This is a genomic window from Curtobacterium sp. PhB78 (assembly GCF_003751685.1).
Taxonomy (GTDB): domain Bacteria; phylum Actinomycetota; class Actinomycetes; order Actinomycetales; family Microbacteriaceae; genus Curtobacterium.
On the sequence record NZ_RKIA01000001.1, the window covers coordinates 64554 to 78153 of the forward strand.

Here is a 13600-nt window from a genome sequence, read left to right on the forward strand (position 1 = left end):
TGAGTGACAGCCACTCAAATCGCCCAAGGAGCACCATGCCACGGACGGCAGCCATCGGCCCCATCGCCGCATGCGCAATCATCGCGATCGTCGGCTCAGCCATGGCTGCACAGCCCGCCAGTGCAGCTGATCAGCAGCCGGTGGTGATCGGGATGCTCGGGAACACGACACCCCCAGAGCGGATCGTGCCGCAACGCTGGGGTGACGGCGACATCACGCTGCGCTACGCGACCAAGACGACCGTGGGAGTGACGTTCCCGCACCAGGACGGGACCTCGCTCACCATGGAGGACTTCGACCTGGAGCGTGCCGACGGCGAAGACCTCGCCGTCGGCACGTTCCCGCTCGGAGACACCGGCGAGCTCGAGGTGCGCGACCTCGCGTTCGACGACGCTGGCACGATGACTCGCTTCGACGCGGTGTTCCGCCTGCGCGGAGACCTCCCATCGGACGCGTACTTCGGGCAGATCCGCTTCGGACAGGACGACCCCGCGGTCCGGTTCGCTGGGACACACCTGCACTGGCCGCAGACTCCGGTCAACGGGACGCGAGTATGGGCCAACGAGGCCGTGCACAACGCCGGCTCAACTGCCGTCAGGCTCGGACATGTCGCTCTCGGTGGACCGCAAGCTGGAGACTGGGCGCTGGCGGACGACAAGTGCAGTGGGACTGTCCTGGCAGCAGGATCGACCTGTTCGGTGCGCGTCGGGTTCTCACCAGCGCACGGTGGTCCCCGGACAGCGGCGCTCACGGTGCCGTCGAACGGCTCGACGGTCACGGCGGACCTGGCGGGTGACGCGCCCCTCGGCATCACACGGCTCACTGTCAAGGGACGCAACTGGATCGCGCTGGGAAAGACCCGAACCGATGCCGACGGGCCGTACGCGCTCTGGGGGCAACGCACCGGCGACTCCTCAGTCGCGTTCAGTGCCACCGCCACCTACGTCAACGGTGTCGACGTCAACCGTCTCGAACTCGCGATGCCGCCGGGCCAGTCGCTGCGGGACGGGACGTTCGCCGTCGGTGACACCGGGACCGGCGTCCCGACCCTGAACATCTCGCGCGCGTACCGGGACTGCAACGGGACGAGGGGAACGGAGAAGATCTCCGGGCTGACCTTCAAGGGCCGGGGAATGGTCGACCGCGCGAAGGTCGTCTTCACCGTCGATTGCGGGAGCGACCCGTATCCCGACCCGGTCCAGGGAGAGCTGCTCTTCCGTCACCGGGCAGACGTCACTGTGCCGCGCGGTCCCGCAGGGGTGACGGTCACCGGAGCTGAGCACCGGATTGTCAGCTGGGGTCGTTCCAAGTCGTCTGACGCCGTGTCCACCGTGGTTCGTCTGGTCGAGGGCGACGGCACCGGCGCGACCGTGCTCTCCGGCTCGGCGATCGGTGGGGGCAGTCCCGGCTCAGCCCCGCTGCCGAGTCTGCACGAAGGTCAGCGGTACACCCTGCTCGCTTGGGCGGTCGATGCGACGGGAAACGTGAGCAATCCGATCCGGAGGACCCTGACGTCATAGTCAGCTGGCGCGCTGGAAGGCGTGTGCCCGGGTCAGGGCTGCGAGAGCCTGCGGCCGAACACCGCGCTGAGGAACCGCGCGAAGCGGGACTCCGCCGGCGGCGCGGTCTGGACCGCGCGCGTCGGCGACCGGAACGCGAGGTCGTGCAGCATGTTCCGCTTCGAGCCGTCCCAGTTCGCGAACAGGTAGGTGCCGCCGATGAACGACATGCTCCGGACCGGGGTGCGCTTCCAGGAGTCGGCAGCCACGTAGTAGCCGGTGTGTCCGGAGCGGATGTGCTGGATCACGGTGTCGACGTCGATGACGCTGGTGGTCGTCACGACGGCGGTGATGCCCGTGCGGTCACGGGCGACGTACTCGATGAGGTGTTCGGTCACGGTAGGACTCTTCGTCACAGAGGCGGGACGCCACGACGGTGAACGTGGCGAAGGGTGTTCGGAACCGCCGTTGCTTCCGACAGCAGAATACGTCCGGTTCGTCGTGGCGTCACCGGAATGTCCGACGGTCGCACACGCTCGAACGTTCAGACGGGCCGACGGACCATCCACGAAGCGATCAGGTCGACGGCAGCCGCGAAGTCGATGCTGTCCGGTCGGTTGAGGAACGCGTGCCGGCTGTCGGGCAGGACGTGCCGTTCGAGATCGACCCCCGCGGCACCGAGTTGCCGTGCGAACCGGTCGCCGGATGCGCGCATCGTGTCCCGCTCGGCGTCGAGCATCAGGGCGCGCGGGAACGTGCTGAGGTCCTCCGGTGCCGGGAACGCTCCGGCGCCGAGCGGCCCGGCGTAGGTGCGGTTCGCGGCGTCGAGCAACAGTGGAGCGTGCGTGATCCGCCGGTGCCCGCGCACGAGACGCTGCACCGCTGGGTCGCAGGGGATCCGCGCGTGGAAGAACCCGTACGCGAGCACGGCGCCGGCCAGCGCGGGTCCGGACGGGATCGCGGTGGTGGCGAGGCACGCTCCAGCGCTCGCGCCACCCAGCACCAGACCGGCCGGACACTCCTCTGCGAGCGAGTGGAGCACCGCCACGACCTCGTCGCGTGCATGCGGTGCACGTCGGCGTGCTCGTGGACCCGTCCGCCCGATCCAGGGCATGCCGGGCAGCGGACCGAGGCGGTAGTCGACGGTGACCACCGGGATGCCGCGGGCGCTGAGTGCCCGGGCCACGGCGTCCGACTCGGGCAGGTCCAGGTCGCCCCGGAAGAACCCGCCGCCGTGCAGCCAGACCAGGGCCGGAGCGGCTGCCGGATCCTGCGGTCGGTAGCGCCGGATCGGGACCGGTCCGTGCGGGCCGGGGAGCACGTCGTCCATGACGTCGACCGTCCCCACCGATGCCCCGATGCCCTCTCCCCGCATGCCAGCAGACTACGGGCCGGTAACGATGCGAGCGCCGACACGTCGGTCGGTGCACCGTGGAGTGGTGCGCACCTCGAAGACTGCTCTGTTCCTGACCGGCGCGGCCGTGGTCGCCCTGCTGACCGGATGCTCCGGTGGCGGGGACGGCGGCGACGCCACCCCGACCGTCACCGAGACCGTGACCGCGGCGCCGACGGACACGGCAGCCACCCCGTCGCCGACGAGCACGCCGACACCGACGCCGACCCCCACCCCGACCTGTGGTCCCGCGACCGGCTCCGAGGCAGCAGCCGCCGGGATCGCTGCGCTGCCGTCACCCGCCGGCCTCGAGGACACCAAGTGGGACGCCGCGAACGCCGACTACAGCGGCTACGACGCCTGCGCCTCACTGTCCTGGTCCGTCGTCGCGCCCGAGTTCGGCACCGCCGGGTCGCCGTACGCGATCCTGCTCTTCCACCAGGGCCGGTACCTCGGCACCGCGACCTCCGAGCAGTACGCGTTCGAGCCGGTCGTCGAACGATTGGCCGACGCCTCGATCAAGGTCACCTACACGTACGCGAAGGCGAACGAGGCGAACGCTGACGCCTCCGGTCGCACCACCGCGACGTACATCTGGAACGACGGCACCGAGCGCGTCGACATGACCGGCGAGGTCCCGCCCGCTCAGGGCTGATCGGCGGCAGCACCCCGACCGCCGAGCTCGCGCTGCAGTGCGCGGAGGACCCGAACGATCGTCGCGAGCTTGTCCGGGCCGCCCTCGAACCCGCGTCCGAGCGCTGGTCGTGGCTCCACCACGACGTCCTCGCCGACCGTCGTGCTGATCCAGACGCCGAAGTCGACCCGTTGTCCGCGTGCGTCCTTCGTGGCCACGGAGAACTTCCGGATGTGGGTCCAGGGCAGGTCGAACACCGGCTCCGCCCGCGACGGCGCCCACGCGTGCAGACCGGACGCGTCGACGGTCCAGATCTCGGGTCGGGGGCCCGGCAGGTCGTCGGTCGCCCGAAACCCCGACGCGGAGACCGGCAGGTGGAACCGGGGCGTGTGGCGTTCCCGGATCCGTGCCAGGGTGCGGCGATCGGTCCGACCGGCGCTCCAGGTCACCACCGCCAGCAGCAGGCCGAACCCGGCGACGAACAGCGGCCACAGGACGAAGTTGGCCTGTGTGCGGGCGCTGTCGAGACCGCGCAGGAAATCCGGCGACGCGAACTCGGCGACGAGCACGCCGAGCCCCGCGGCCGTCGTCACCGCGGCCACGAGCAGGACCGGCCCCCGCTTCGGCATCTCGCCGTCACGCAGCCGCTGCACCCACTGCTCGTCGGGTGTCGTCATCGATCGGCCGGGGCTCGACCGGAGCGCCCGGTGTCGTGGCGCGGATCGAACTCGCGCCGCAGCGACCGGAGCACCTGCATCAGGATGTGGATCTTCGTCACGCTCGCGCCGAACGGCCGCCCGATGACTGCGCGCGGCAGCAGCACGAACCGGCCCACCGCCTCGGTGACGATCCAGATCCCGGTGTCGGTGCGTTGTCCGCGGACGTCCGTCGAGGCCAGCTCGATCGTCCTGACGTCGTCCCACACCAGGTCGAACACGGGCTCGTCGCGCTCGGGTGACCACGCGTGGAGACCCGCCGCGTCGACCGTCCACAGCTCCGGCCTCGGGTCCGGGAAGTCGTCGGCGGCGTACGGGCCCGTGCGGAGGACGGGCAGGTGGAAGCGCGTGGTCGTCCCCTTCCGGCGGATCCGGTCCAGCACCACGCGGTCGCGCCGCCCGCGCAACCAGGACAGCACCGCGGCCACGGGCCCGAACCCGAGCAGCAGCACCGAGAACAACGGGACGGTGAACGGGCGTCGGGCGTCCGAGTGCAGGATGCCGTCGAGGTGGGTCGCCGAGAAGTACACCCCGATCCCACCGGCCACCGTGACGATCGCGAGGCCGACCAGGAACGGCCACCGCTTCGGTGTCTCCCCGTCACGCAGCCGCTGCACCCACCGCTCGCCCGAGTACTCCACCGCACCATCCTGCCCGGCTGGACCGCACGACGGCCGCGAGCACGAGATGCTGTTCCCATGCAGTTCGCCCGCACCACCGCACCCGGTGTCGCCGTCGCCGTCGCGATCGGCCTCGTCGCGACCCTGATCGGATCGGTCGTCCCGGTCGTGGGCGGGCCCGTCCCCGCCGTCCTGATCGGCGCGGTGCTCGGTTGGCTCGTCCGTCGGCGCACCGGCGGCACCCTCGCCGTGCTCGCTCCCGGCGTGAAGTTCTCGTCGAGTCGTGTGCTGCAGTTCGCGGTGGTCCTGCTCGGCGCGCAGCTGTCGATCGGCGAGGTCCTGCGCATCGGCGGCGAGACCCTGCCGGTCATGCTGACGACCCTCGTGGTCTGCCTCGGTGCCGCCTGGGGGATCGGCCGTCTGATGCGGGTGTCGAGCGCCCTCCGCACCCTGATCGGCGTGGGGACCGGGATCTGCGGTGCGTCCGCGATCGCGGCCGTCACGCCCGTCATCGGTGCGGTCAGCGCGGACGTCGCCTACGCGATGTCGACGATCTTCCTCTGCAACATCGCCGCGGTGTTCGCCTTCCCCCTGCTCGGCCACGCCCTCGGCCTCAGCCAGCACGCCTTCGGCGTGTTCGCGGGCACTGCGGTGAACGACACGTCGTCCGTCGTCGCCACCGCGACGGTCTACGGTCGCCAGGCGACCGACACGGCGGTCGTCGTGAAGCTGGTGCGGACCCTGATGATCATCCCGATCGTCATCGGGCTGGCCGGACTGGAGGCCCGACGCGCCTCCCGCGAGCAGCTCGCGCCCGACACGGGGTCGCGCAGCGGGTTCCGCCTGTTCCGGTTGGTCCCGTGGTTCCTGATCGGGTTCCTCGTGGTGGTGCTGCTCCGGACCGTCGGGGTGCTGCCGGCTGACGCTGCACCGGGGTTCTCGACCGCGGCGTCGTTCCTCATCACGGTGGCCCTGGCGGCGATCGGGTGCTCGACGGACTTCGCGGCGCTGCGACGTGCCGGCTTCCGTCCGATGCTGCTCGGCATCGCGCTCTGGGTGCTCGTGGCGGGCACGAGCCTCGGCGCGCAGGCTGTGTTCGGCCTGCTGTAGGTCGGAGCCGGGCGGGGTCTTGCACCGATCCGACCCATCGTTTATCGTTGTATCGAAATTCGATGGTATCGATGATCGACAGGGGAAGACGCCATGACCGCACCCGTGTACGAACCGCCCCGCGGGCGGAACTCCTACCTCGCCTACGTCGCCTGCTGCGTGATCGGCATCGCGCTCGTCGTCTGGCGGTACGTCGACCTCCTCGTCCGCTCGCTCAGCTCCGGGACGGTGTCGGTGCCCGTCCGGATGACCGCGACGAGCGAGGTCCCGCAGCCGCCCGGTGGTGCGACCGTCACCGCCGAACACCTCGTGCTCCGGGCCCCGATCGCGGACGTGCCGGCCGGGGCGATCGGGTACATCCGGGTCGGTGACGCGCTCGAGGTCCTGTTCGTCAGTGCGCTCATCGCCCTCGTCGCCGCGGTGGCGTGGAAGATCTCGCGCGGCGGGCTGTTCGACCGGTCGACGACCCGCATCCTCGACTGGCTCGCGGCTGCGGTGCTGGTGGCCGGGTTCGTGCCCCAGTTCGTCCGCCGGATGGGGTGGAACTGGGTGGTGTCGGGGCTCGGCTGGGACGGTCGTCTCCCGACGCCCGACGTCGACCACCAGTTCGTGCCGGTGTACCTCGGTCTGCTCGTCGTCATCTGCTTCCGGTTCGCCCTGACCGCCTCGCAGCGGATGGTGCGCGACCAGTCCGGGCTGGTCTGATGCCCCCGGAACAGGAGGACGGCCACGCGGTCGTCTGCCACCTCGACGAGCTGCTCGCCGCTCGGGGCATGACGCTGACCGAGCTCGCCGACCGGGTCGGGGTGACCGTGGTGAACCTGTCGGTGCTGAAGAACAACCGGGCACGCGCGATCCGCTTCTCCACGCTCACCCGGCTCTGCCAGGAGCTCGGGTGCCAGCCGGGCGACGTTTTCTCGGTGCGCGCGGACTGACGACAGGAGGCCCGGATCACGTGAGCCGACCTGCTCACGTGATCCGGGCCTCCCGTCCACACCGCGGCGTCAGCCGCGCAGCGCCTCCGTCAGCTTCACGCGACTGCCCGTCCGCAGCAGCGCGTTCTCGTAGACGCGGGCGCCCACCAGCACGACCACGACCACCGCGGCGACCACGATCAGGAGCGACAGGATCGGCTCCCACCACTCGGCCGTGCCGAGGAAGATCCGCATCGGCATGCCGATCGGGGCACTGAACGGCACGTACGACATGATGCCGAGCACCGTCGGGTTGTTGTACGCGACGATGATCAGGATGTACGGGATCATCACGAGCATCATCACCGGCGTGGTGACGCTGCCGACGTCCTCCTGGCGCGACACGAGCACGGCCGCCGCGGCGAACAGCGACGCGATGAGCACGAAGCCGACGGCGAAGAACCCGACGAACCACAGGATGCTCGGGCCGAGCATCGAGAACATGTTGTCCTGCCCGGTCACCGCCAGGGTGACGACCGCGGCGATGGCCACGGCGACGATCTGCGCGAACGCCATCACGCTGTTGCCGAGGACCTTGCCGGCGAGCAGCGCCCTGGCCGAGATCGCGGACATCAGGATCTCGACGACCCTGGTCGACTTCTCCTCGACCACGCTCTGCGCGATGGACTGGCCGAAGGTCACGGCCGAGGCGAAGTACACGACGCCGAACGCGATGGCGATGAGGTAGACGAGTCCGCCGGGCAGCGCGTCCGGGTCGAGCAGTTCGATCCGCGGTGTGACGCTCAGCGCGGAGACGACGTCGGTCGGGGCTTCGTCGAGGCCGACGACCTTGTAGCCGAGCGGGTCGTCGGACGGCACGATCGCCGCGTCGACGTCGCCGTTCTGCACGAGCCGTTCCGCGTCGGCGACGGAACCGGACTTCGTGACGTCGAGCCCGCTCGTGGTGGGCAGCGAGACGCTGTCGACCACGGCGACCGGCGTGGTGTCGTCGGCGGTGGCCTTGCCGACGATGCCGCCGACCACGATGGACGCGACGACCATGCCGATCAGGATGAGGGCGGAGACCACGAAGGCCTTGCTGCGGATGCGTGCCTGGATCTCACGTGCGGAGACGAGCCGCACGGCCTGCACGAAGGAGTTGTTCATCGGATGACCTCCCGGAAGACTTCGCTGAGCCGCGGGACCCGCGGGGCGAACGACCCGACGGTGCCCTGCTGGACGGCCCGCTGCAGGACGTGTTGGGCGGTGGACGGGTCGGCCTCGAAGACGGCGTAGCCGCCGTCGAACTCGCGGACCGTCACACCGGGCTCGTCGCGGAGCCAGGCGACGTCGCCGTCGACCAGCAGCTCCCAGGCGGCGGGCCCGGCCTGCTTGCGGAGTTCGTCCTGCGGGCCGGCGGCGCGGATGGTGCCGCCCGCGATCACGACGACGTCGTCGCAGAGCCGTTCGACGACGTCCAGCTGGTGGCTCGAGAACAGCACCGGGACCCCGCGCGCCGCGGTCTCGCGTAGGACACCGAGCACCGTGTCGACGGCCATCGGGTCGAGACCCGAGAACGGCTCGTCGAGCACCAGCACCTCGGGATCGTGGGCCAGGGCCGCGGCGATCTGCACCCGCTGCTGGTTGCCGAGCGACAGCTTCTCGACGGCGTCGTCGGCGTGGCCGGTCAGCTCGAGCCGTTCGAGCAGCTCGGTGGTCCGCGTGGTCGCCGCGCGCTTGTCGACACCGTGCAACCGGGCCATGTAGGTGATCTGCTCGGCCACCGGCATCTTCGGGTACAGCCCGCGTTCCTCGGGCATGTAGCCGAAGCGGCGGCGGTCGGCGGGCCGGACCGCGGTGCCGTCGATCGAGACGGATCCCGCGTCGGCCTGCAGCACGCCGAGCATGATGCGCATGGTGGTCGTCTTGCCGGCGCCGTTGCCGCCGACGAACCCGGTGAGGCGGCCGTTGCCGACCGTGAACCTCACGTCGTCGAGCACCCGGCGGTCGCCGAAGTGCTTGGTCACCCCTTCGATGGTGAGCATGTCGTACCCCTCTCGCGACGGCCTGCGCCGCCTGCGTCGACGCTATTGGCCGGGAGGCACGGGGCGCCTCCGCCATCCGGCGGGACTTGGGCGGGTGGTCGGCTCCACCGCGCGGGGGAGGGGGCGGGTGGGCTGCGTCGTCCCGCGGTGCCGTGGTGTGCCTCGGTGCGGTGCGGTGCGGTGCGGTGCGGCGCGGCGCGGTGCCGTGCCGGATGCATGTGCATCTTCCGACGTTCCACGCGTCGAACGACTCACGTTCTGTCGGAACATGCACCCGCACGCAATGCGTGTGCATCTTCCGACGTTCCACGCGTCGAACGTCTCGTGGAACGTCGGACTTCGCGGCGGCGGCCGGTCGGCGAGTCGGGCTCGGTCAGCCGGCGACGCCGTGCTCGAACGCCCAGACGACCGCCTGGATGCGGTCGCGCAGCGCGAGCTTCTGCAGCACGTTCGACACGTGGGTCTTCACGGTGGCGTCACCGACGTACAGCTCGGCGGCGATCTCGGCGTTGCTGAGGCCCCGGGCGAGCAGCCGGAGCACTTCGGTCTCGCGCTCGGTGAGTCCGGCGGCTGCCAGTGCGCCGTCCGCGGTCCGCGCGCTCGCCACCGGTGCGGCGGTCGCACGGCTGATCACCCGGCGCGTGACGTCGGGCGCGAGCAGGGCGTCCCCGGCCGCGACGGTCCGCACGGCGTCGATCAGCCGTTCGGGGGAGGCGTTCTTCAGCAGGAAGCCGCTGGCACCCGCCTCGAGTGCCTGGAACAGTGCGTCGTCGCTGTCGAACGTCGTCAGGATGAGCACCGCCGGCGGGTCCGGCAACGCTGCGATCCGCCGAGCGGCCTCGAGTCCGTCGACGCCGGGCATCTGCACGTCGAGGCAGACCACGTCGGGGCGCAGGGCCCGGACGGCCTCGACCGCACGGGCGCCGTCGGGGGCCTCGCCGATCACCCGGAACCCCGGCTCGGACTCCAGGATCACGCGGAACCCGGCCCGCACCAGCTCCTGATCGTCTGCGAGCACGATCGTCAGGTCGGTCGCGCCGTTCGGGTCGTTCGTCTCGTTCACGTCGTCGGCAGCCATGCCCGCACCAGGTAGCCTCCCCGGGCGCGTGGCCCGATCTCGATCCGTCCGTCGACGGCGGCGACCCGCTCCCGCATGCCGATGTGCCCGAGGCCGCTGCCCGACGTGTTCCGCGCAGCACGGTCGCCGTGCCCGTCGTCGGTGACCTCGACCTCGACGCCGTCGTCGAGGTACCTGAGCCGGACGTCCGCGCGGGCGGTGGGGCCGGCGTGCTTGAGGACGTTCGTCACGGCCTCCTGCACGATCCGGTACGCGACGGCGGCGACCGTCGGCGGCACGGGACGCTCGTTGCCCACGACCACGTACTCGGTCGGGTGACCGGCGACCCGAGCGGACTCGGCGAGCTCGACGATGCGTGCGATGCCCTCGGTGCTCGGAGCGTCCCCGACACCGCGGTCACCGATGCCCGGTTCGTCCGCCGACCGCAGGGTGCCGAGCATCCGGCGGAGCTCCTCGACAGCCGTGCGCGCGCTCTCCTCCACCACGCCGAGCGATGCCGTCGCCTGCGCGGGATCACGGTCGATGACCCGTCGGGCAGCGCCGGCCTGCACGCCCATCAGGGACACGTGGTGCGCGACGACGTCGTGCAGTTCGCGGGCGATCCGGACCCGCTCGATCGTCACGGCCTGGGCAGCACTGCGCTCCCGTTCGGCTGCCAGCTCCGCGGTGCGCTCGTCGAGCTGGTGTCGGGCGACGGCCGAGGCCCAGGCCCGGTTGCCCGCGTACCAGGCGGCGCCGAAGTAGATGACGTTGATCACGATGTTCAGCAACGAGTACGCGATGTACGGCGGGATGAGGGCGCCGTCGTCGTTGGGCAGTGCGTTCGGTACCGCCCAGCCGAACGAGATCGCGAGGAACAGCCACGAGAACATCCCGCCGATGACGACCCACCGGACCACCTCGGCCCGCACCCGGTCGGCGCACCATGCACCGACGGAGTACAGCGAGATGAACAGGGTGAAGTTGACCAGGAACACCTCGGGCACGTGCAGGAGCTGCGTGGCCGCGAACGCCAGCGCGGACAACACTGCAGCGGACATCGGGAACCGGCGACGGAACGCGATCGGGACCGCGTTCGCGACGATCATCAGGGCCGAGACCCACCAGGCCGCCTGGTCGTCGCCGTAGATGCCGGACGCCCCGTACAGGACGGTGGTGATCGTCAGGCCGGCGGCGAGCACCAGGGCGAGCACGGCGTCCTGGCGGTGCTCGCGGCGCCCCACGGGCAGCCGTGACCACTCCGCCGTCGTCCCCATGCAGCAAACGCTAGCGGGTGCCGTCCCCGTCCAGGCCGTCGAGGGCCGCGAGGACCGTCGTGACCTCGGTGCGCGTCGTGTAGTCGACGTGCACGTCCACGAACCGGACGACACCGTGCTCGTCGATGACGAAGACCGACGGGAACGGGATCGCGGCGGTTCCGTCGGCGTTGCTGTCGGCGACGTCGAACCCGAGCTCGGTGTGGGCTGCTCGTGCCTCGGTGCTGGGCGCCGTGACGACGCCGAACCGACCGGCGAGCACGTTCTCCGGGTCGGACAGGACCGGGAATGCCAGCTCGCCGTTCGCGATCGACTGCTCGGTGCCCTCGGGGGTCTGCGGCGAGACGGCGACGAGGCGTGCTCCGCGTCCCTGCAGCGCGGGGAGCAACTCCTGCTGGTAGGTGCGGAGCGTGAGGTTGCAGTACGGGCACCAGGCGCCGCGGTAGAACACGATCACGGTCGGCGTGTCACCACGCGCGGCGCCCAGTGACGTGGCGGCGCCCGTCGCGTCCAGCAGTGGAGCGTCCGGGGCGTCGTCCCCGACGGCGAGGACACCGTCGGGGACGCCGTCGGCACGCAGGTCGGCCTGTTCCCGATCGAATACGGCGCTGAGCTCGGGGCCGATCTGCGCGGTGAAGCCGTCGTTGAACTCGTCGACTCGACGCGCGATGGTGTCGTGGGGCATCGGGTACTCCGTGGTCGTGGGCGGCCGGGTCGCCGTCGGAGGGAGCGTAGGCACGTCCCGGGGCTCGCGGTCCCGTCGCTCGTCACGGAGCGTCACGGAACCGGGTGGTCGGGGAGTAGCCTCCGACCAACGAGTCAGGGGAGTCACCATGCAGTTCCTCGTCAACGTCATCGACGACGGGCAGGCCGACGCCGTCGGTCGCACGGAGTCCGCCACCCAGGCCGAGGCCACTGCGGTCGATGCCCTGAACGAACGCCTGGGCGACGCCGTCGTGTTCGCCGCCGGGGTGTCCGCGCCCGCCGACGGCACCGTCGTCGACGCCCGTGGCGGCGGTTCGGACACCACGCCCGGACTGGTGGCCGACAGCTCCGAGTTCGTCGCGGGCTTCTGGGTCATGGAGCTGCTGGATGCCGAGACGGCGCTCCGTGTGGCGCACGAGGCGTCGCGGGCGTGCAACCGGAAGATCGAGCTGCGTCCGCTGCTGTGACGGCGGCGTCACCGTGCGGAGTGCCTCCGCGCCTGCCGACCACGGCGGGCACGGCGCTCGCCGCCGTGACGAGCGCGCCGACCACGAACGTCGCCGCGTAGCCCGCCGTGCCGACGAGTGCGCCCGACGCCGCCGCTCCCACGGCCTGGCCGAGCACGAGCGCGACGAAGAGCACCGACGTCCCGGCCGACGACCGCGCAGCGTCGAGTTCGGTCGTCCAGGTGATCAACGCGCCGGTCGCCGCCGTGTAGCCCCAGCCGAACACCGCACACGCCAGCATCGCCACCGCCGTGGACTGCGGCGCGACACCGAGTGTGACGACGGCCACCGCCACGGCGCCTGCGGTCACCGCCCAGAGCGTCCGTGCGCGGAGCCCGCTCGTCCACCGAGCCGTCACGGCGACCGCAGCACCGCCGACCCCGAGCGCGATCCACGCCGACACCGACACCACGACGGGCGCGCCCGCGTCGACCAGCGCGGAGCGGCCGTAGGTCCACACGACCGCCGATCCGGCACCGAAGAGCAGCGCGAGCGCGATGACCCGTCGGTGCGCCGCGAACCACACCGTCCCCGGTGCGGCTGGTCGGTCACCGCCGGACCCGCTCCCACGGGACACCACCAGCAGCACGACGCCGACGACGAGTGCGAAGACCCCGGACCACGCCCAGGCCGTCCGCCAGTCCGGCAGGAGCACGAGTGCGAGCGCCCCGGCGGCGATCAGCCCCGGGCCGGTCCCCGAGTTGACGACCGCCTGCGCCGTCCCCTGCACGGACCCCGGCACCGCGCGCGACACGAGCTGCACGAGGGCCGGTGAGGCGAGCCCGGCCCCGGTCGAGGCGACCACCGCGGCGATCCCGAAGGACCACGGCCCCGCCGCCGCTGCCATCGCGAGCGCACCGACCCCGGCGACCCCGGCGGCTGCGGCGACGAGCACCCGGGGGACGCGTGCGGCGACCAGGAACCCGACCACCGCGCCGACGCAGTACATCGCCGAGGCCCCCGAGGAGACCCACCCGGCGGCGTCCGGGCGCAGGCCGAGGTCACGTTGGACGTCGGGCAGGAAGAGGCCGAACGCCAGGCGCACCAGCCCGTACGTCGCGGCGATCAGGGCCAGACCGCTGCCGAGGAACACCCACTGTCGCAACGAAAACGATCGTTTCACT

At 71.3% G+C, this 13600-nt stretch carries 16 protein-coding genes; 6 read left to right on the forward strand and 10 right to left on the reverse strand.

The genetic code is table 11. The annotated features are described in order from the left end of the window. Positions 1-101 precede the first annotated feature (101 nt). Positions 102-1520, forward strand: coding sequence for a hypothetical protein (locus EDF53_RS00360; RefSeq protein ID WP_148058236.1), 1419 nt, complete (start codon positions 102-104; stop codon positions 1518-1520). Between the two features lie 32 nt (positions 1521-1552). On the opposite strand, the gene EDF53_RS00365 is transcribed toward EDF53_RS00360, so the two are convergent. Together EDF53_RS00365 and EDF53_RS00370 are read right to left on the reverse strand one after the other, a co-directional pair. Continuing rightward, on the reverse strand, positions 1553-1897 hold the full coding sequence (locus tag EDF53_RS00365; RefSeq protein ID WP_123291739.1) for a hypothetical protein: 345 nt from the start codon (positions 1895-1897) through the stop codon (positions 1553-1555). A gap of 146 nt (positions 1898-2043) precedes the next feature. Further along, on the reverse strand, positions 2044-2874 hold the full coding sequence (locus EDF53_RS00370) for an alpha/beta hydrolase (protein ID WP_123291740.1): 831 nt from the start codon (positions 2872-2874) through the stop codon (positions 2044-2046). 64 nt (positions 2875-2938) lie between these two features. Between EDF53_RS00370 and EDF53_RS19100 the strand changes: the two genes are divergently transcribed. Continuing rightward, entirely contained in the window at positions 2939-3547 is a 609-nt protein-coding gene (locus EDF53_RS19100; protein WP_185020882.1) for an LppP/LprE family lipoprotein, read from the forward strand. Here EDF53_RS19100 and EDF53_RS00380 read toward each other — a convergent pair. Together EDF53_RS00380 and EDF53_RS00385 are read right to left on the reverse strand one after the other, a co-directional pair. After that, entirely contained in the window at positions 3538-4203 is a 666-nt protein-coding gene (locus EDF53_RS00380) for a hypothetical protein (RefSeq protein WP_123291741.1), read from the reverse strand. The genes EDF53_RS19100 and EDF53_RS00380 overlap by 10 nt on opposite strands. Then, the gene (locus tag EDF53_RS00385; RefSeq protein WP_123291742.1) at positions 4200-4883 is read right to left on the reverse strand and encodes a hypothetical protein; all 684 of its coding nucleotides are present in this window, start codon (positions 4881-4883) and stop codon (positions 4200-4202) included. Before EDF53_RS00385 ends, EDF53_RS00380 begins: the two co-directional genes overlap by 4 nt. A 57-nt stretch (positions 4884-4940) precedes the next feature. On the opposite strand from EDF53_RS00385, the gene EDF53_RS00390 reads away from it, so the two are divergent. The 3 genes from EDF53_RS00390 to EDF53_RS00400 all read left to right on the forward strand — a co-directional run bounded on the left by EDF53_RS00390 (position 4941) and on the right by EDF53_RS00400 (position 6907). Continuing rightward, positions 4941-5972, forward strand: a complete 1032-nt coding sequence (locus EDF53_RS00390) for a YeiH family protein (RefSeq protein WP_123291743.1) — start codon at positions 4941-4943, stop codon at positions 5970-5972. A 93-nt stretch (positions 5973-6065) separates the two neighbouring features. Then, positions 6066-6677, forward strand: coding sequence for a hypothetical protein (locus EDF53_RS00395; RefSeq protein WP_123291744.1), 612 nt, complete (start codon positions 6066-6068; stop codon positions 6675-6677). Beyond that, positions 6677-6907: a helix-turn-helix transcriptional regulator gene (locus tag EDF53_RS00400; protein WP_123291745.1), complete on the forward strand. Its 231-nt coding sequence runs from the start codon at positions 6677-6679 to the stop codon at positions 6905-6907. Before EDF53_RS00395 ends, EDF53_RS00400 begins: the two co-directional genes overlap by 1 nt. A gap of 69 nt (positions 6908-6976) precedes the next feature. Here the strand turns inward: EDF53_RS00400 and EDF53_RS00405 are convergent, their stop codons facing one another. From EDF53_RS00405 to EDF53_RS00425, 5 genes are all read right to left on the reverse strand, one after another. Then, positions 6977-8053 (reverse strand): ABC transporter permease, encoded by a 1077-nt coding sequence (locus EDF53_RS00405; protein ID WP_123291746.1) that lies wholly within the window; start codon positions 8051-8053, stop codon positions 6977-6979. Then, entirely contained in the window at positions 8050-8931 is an 882-nt protein-coding gene (locus EDF53_RS00410; RefSeq protein ID WP_123291747.1) for an ABC transporter ATP-binding protein, read from the reverse strand. Before EDF53_RS00410 ends, EDF53_RS00405 begins: the two co-directional genes overlap by 4 nt. Positions 8932-9304: 373 nt before the next feature. Continuing rightward, the gene (locus EDF53_RS00415) at positions 9305-10009 is read right to left on the reverse strand and encodes a response regulator transcription factor (RefSeq protein WP_123291748.1); all 705 of its coding nucleotides are present in this window, start codon (positions 10007-10009) and stop codon (positions 9305-9307) included. Then, a complete protein-coding gene (locus EDF53_RS00420) occupies positions 9991-11265 on the reverse strand; it encodes a sensor histidine kinase (protein ID WP_123291749.1) in 1275 nt (424 codons plus the stop codon). Before EDF53_RS00420 ends, EDF53_RS00415 begins: the two co-directional genes overlap by 19 nt. A 10-nt stretch (positions 11266-11275) precedes the next feature. Further along, positions 11276-11950, reverse strand: a complete 675-nt coding sequence (locus tag EDF53_RS00425) for a peroxiredoxin-like family protein (RefSeq protein WP_123291750.1) — start codon at positions 11948-11950, stop codon at positions 11276-11278. Positions 11951-12098: 148 nt separating this feature from the next. Here EDF53_RS00425 and EDF53_RS00430 point away from each other — a divergent pair, with 148 nt between their 5' ends. Then, a complete protein-coding gene (locus EDF53_RS00430) occupies positions 12099-12437 on the forward strand; it encodes a YciI family protein (protein WP_123291751.1) in 339 nt (112 codons plus the stop codon). Here the strand turns inward: EDF53_RS00430 and EDF53_RS00435 are convergent. After that, entirely contained in the window at positions 12343-13581 is a 1239-nt protein-coding gene (locus tag EDF53_RS00435) for an MFS transporter (RefSeq protein WP_185020883.1), read from the reverse strand. The two genes, EDF53_RS00430 and EDF53_RS00435, sit on opposite strands and share 95 nt — an antisense overlap. Positions 13582-13600: the final 19 nt, after the last annotated feature.

Bases quoted from the DNA above. Each gene is read 5' to 3' on its own strand.
- EDF53_RS00380 (WP_123291741.1), bottom strand. From the start codon at position 4,203: ATGACGACACCCGACGAGCAGTGGGTGCAGCGGCTGCGTGACGGCGAG.
- EDF53_RS00410 (WP_123291747.1), bottom strand. From the start codon at position 8,931: ATGCTCACCATCGAAGGGGTGACCAAGCACTTCGGCGACCGCCGGGTG.
- EDF53_RS00370 (WP_123291740.1), bottom strand. From the start codon at position 2,874: ATGCGGGGAGAGGGCATCGGGGCATCGGTGGGGACGGTCGACGTCATG.
- EDF53_RS00395 (WP_123291744.1), top strand. From the start codon at position 6,066: ATGACCGCACCCGTGTACGAACCGCCCCGCGGGCGGAACTCCTACCTC.
- EDF53_RS00400 (WP_123291745.1), top strand. From the start codon at position 6,677: ATGCCCCCGGAACAGGAGGACGGCCACGCGGTCGTCTGCCACCTCGAC.
- EDF53_RS00420 (WP_123291749.1), bottom strand. From the start codon at position 11,265: ATGGGGACGACGGCGGAGTGGTCACGGCTGCCCGTGGGGCGCCGCGAG.
- EDF53_RS00425 (WP_123291750.1), bottom strand. From the start codon at position 11,950: ATGCCCCACGACACCATCGCGCGTCGAGTCGACGAGTTCAACGACGGC.
- EDF53_RS00360 (WP_148058236.1), top strand. From the start codon at position 102: ATGGCTGCACAGCCCGCCAGTGCAGCTGATCAGCAGCCGGTGGTGATC.
- EDF53_RS00405 (WP_123291746.1), bottom strand. From the start codon at position 8,053: ATGAACAACTCCTTCGTGCAGGCCGTGCGGCTCGTCTCCGCACGTGAG.
- EDF53_RS00415 (WP_123291748.1), bottom strand. From the start codon at position 10,009: ATGGCTGCCGACGACGTGAACGAGACGAACGACCCGAACGGCGCGACC.
- EDF53_RS00430 (WP_123291751.1), top strand. From the start codon at position 12,099: ATGCAGTTCCTCGTCAACGTCATCGACGACGGGCAGGCCGACGCCGTC.
- EDF53_RS00390 (WP_123291743.1), top strand. From the start codon at position 4,941: ATGCAGTTCGCCCGCACCACCGCACCCGGTGTCGCCGTCGCCGTCGCG.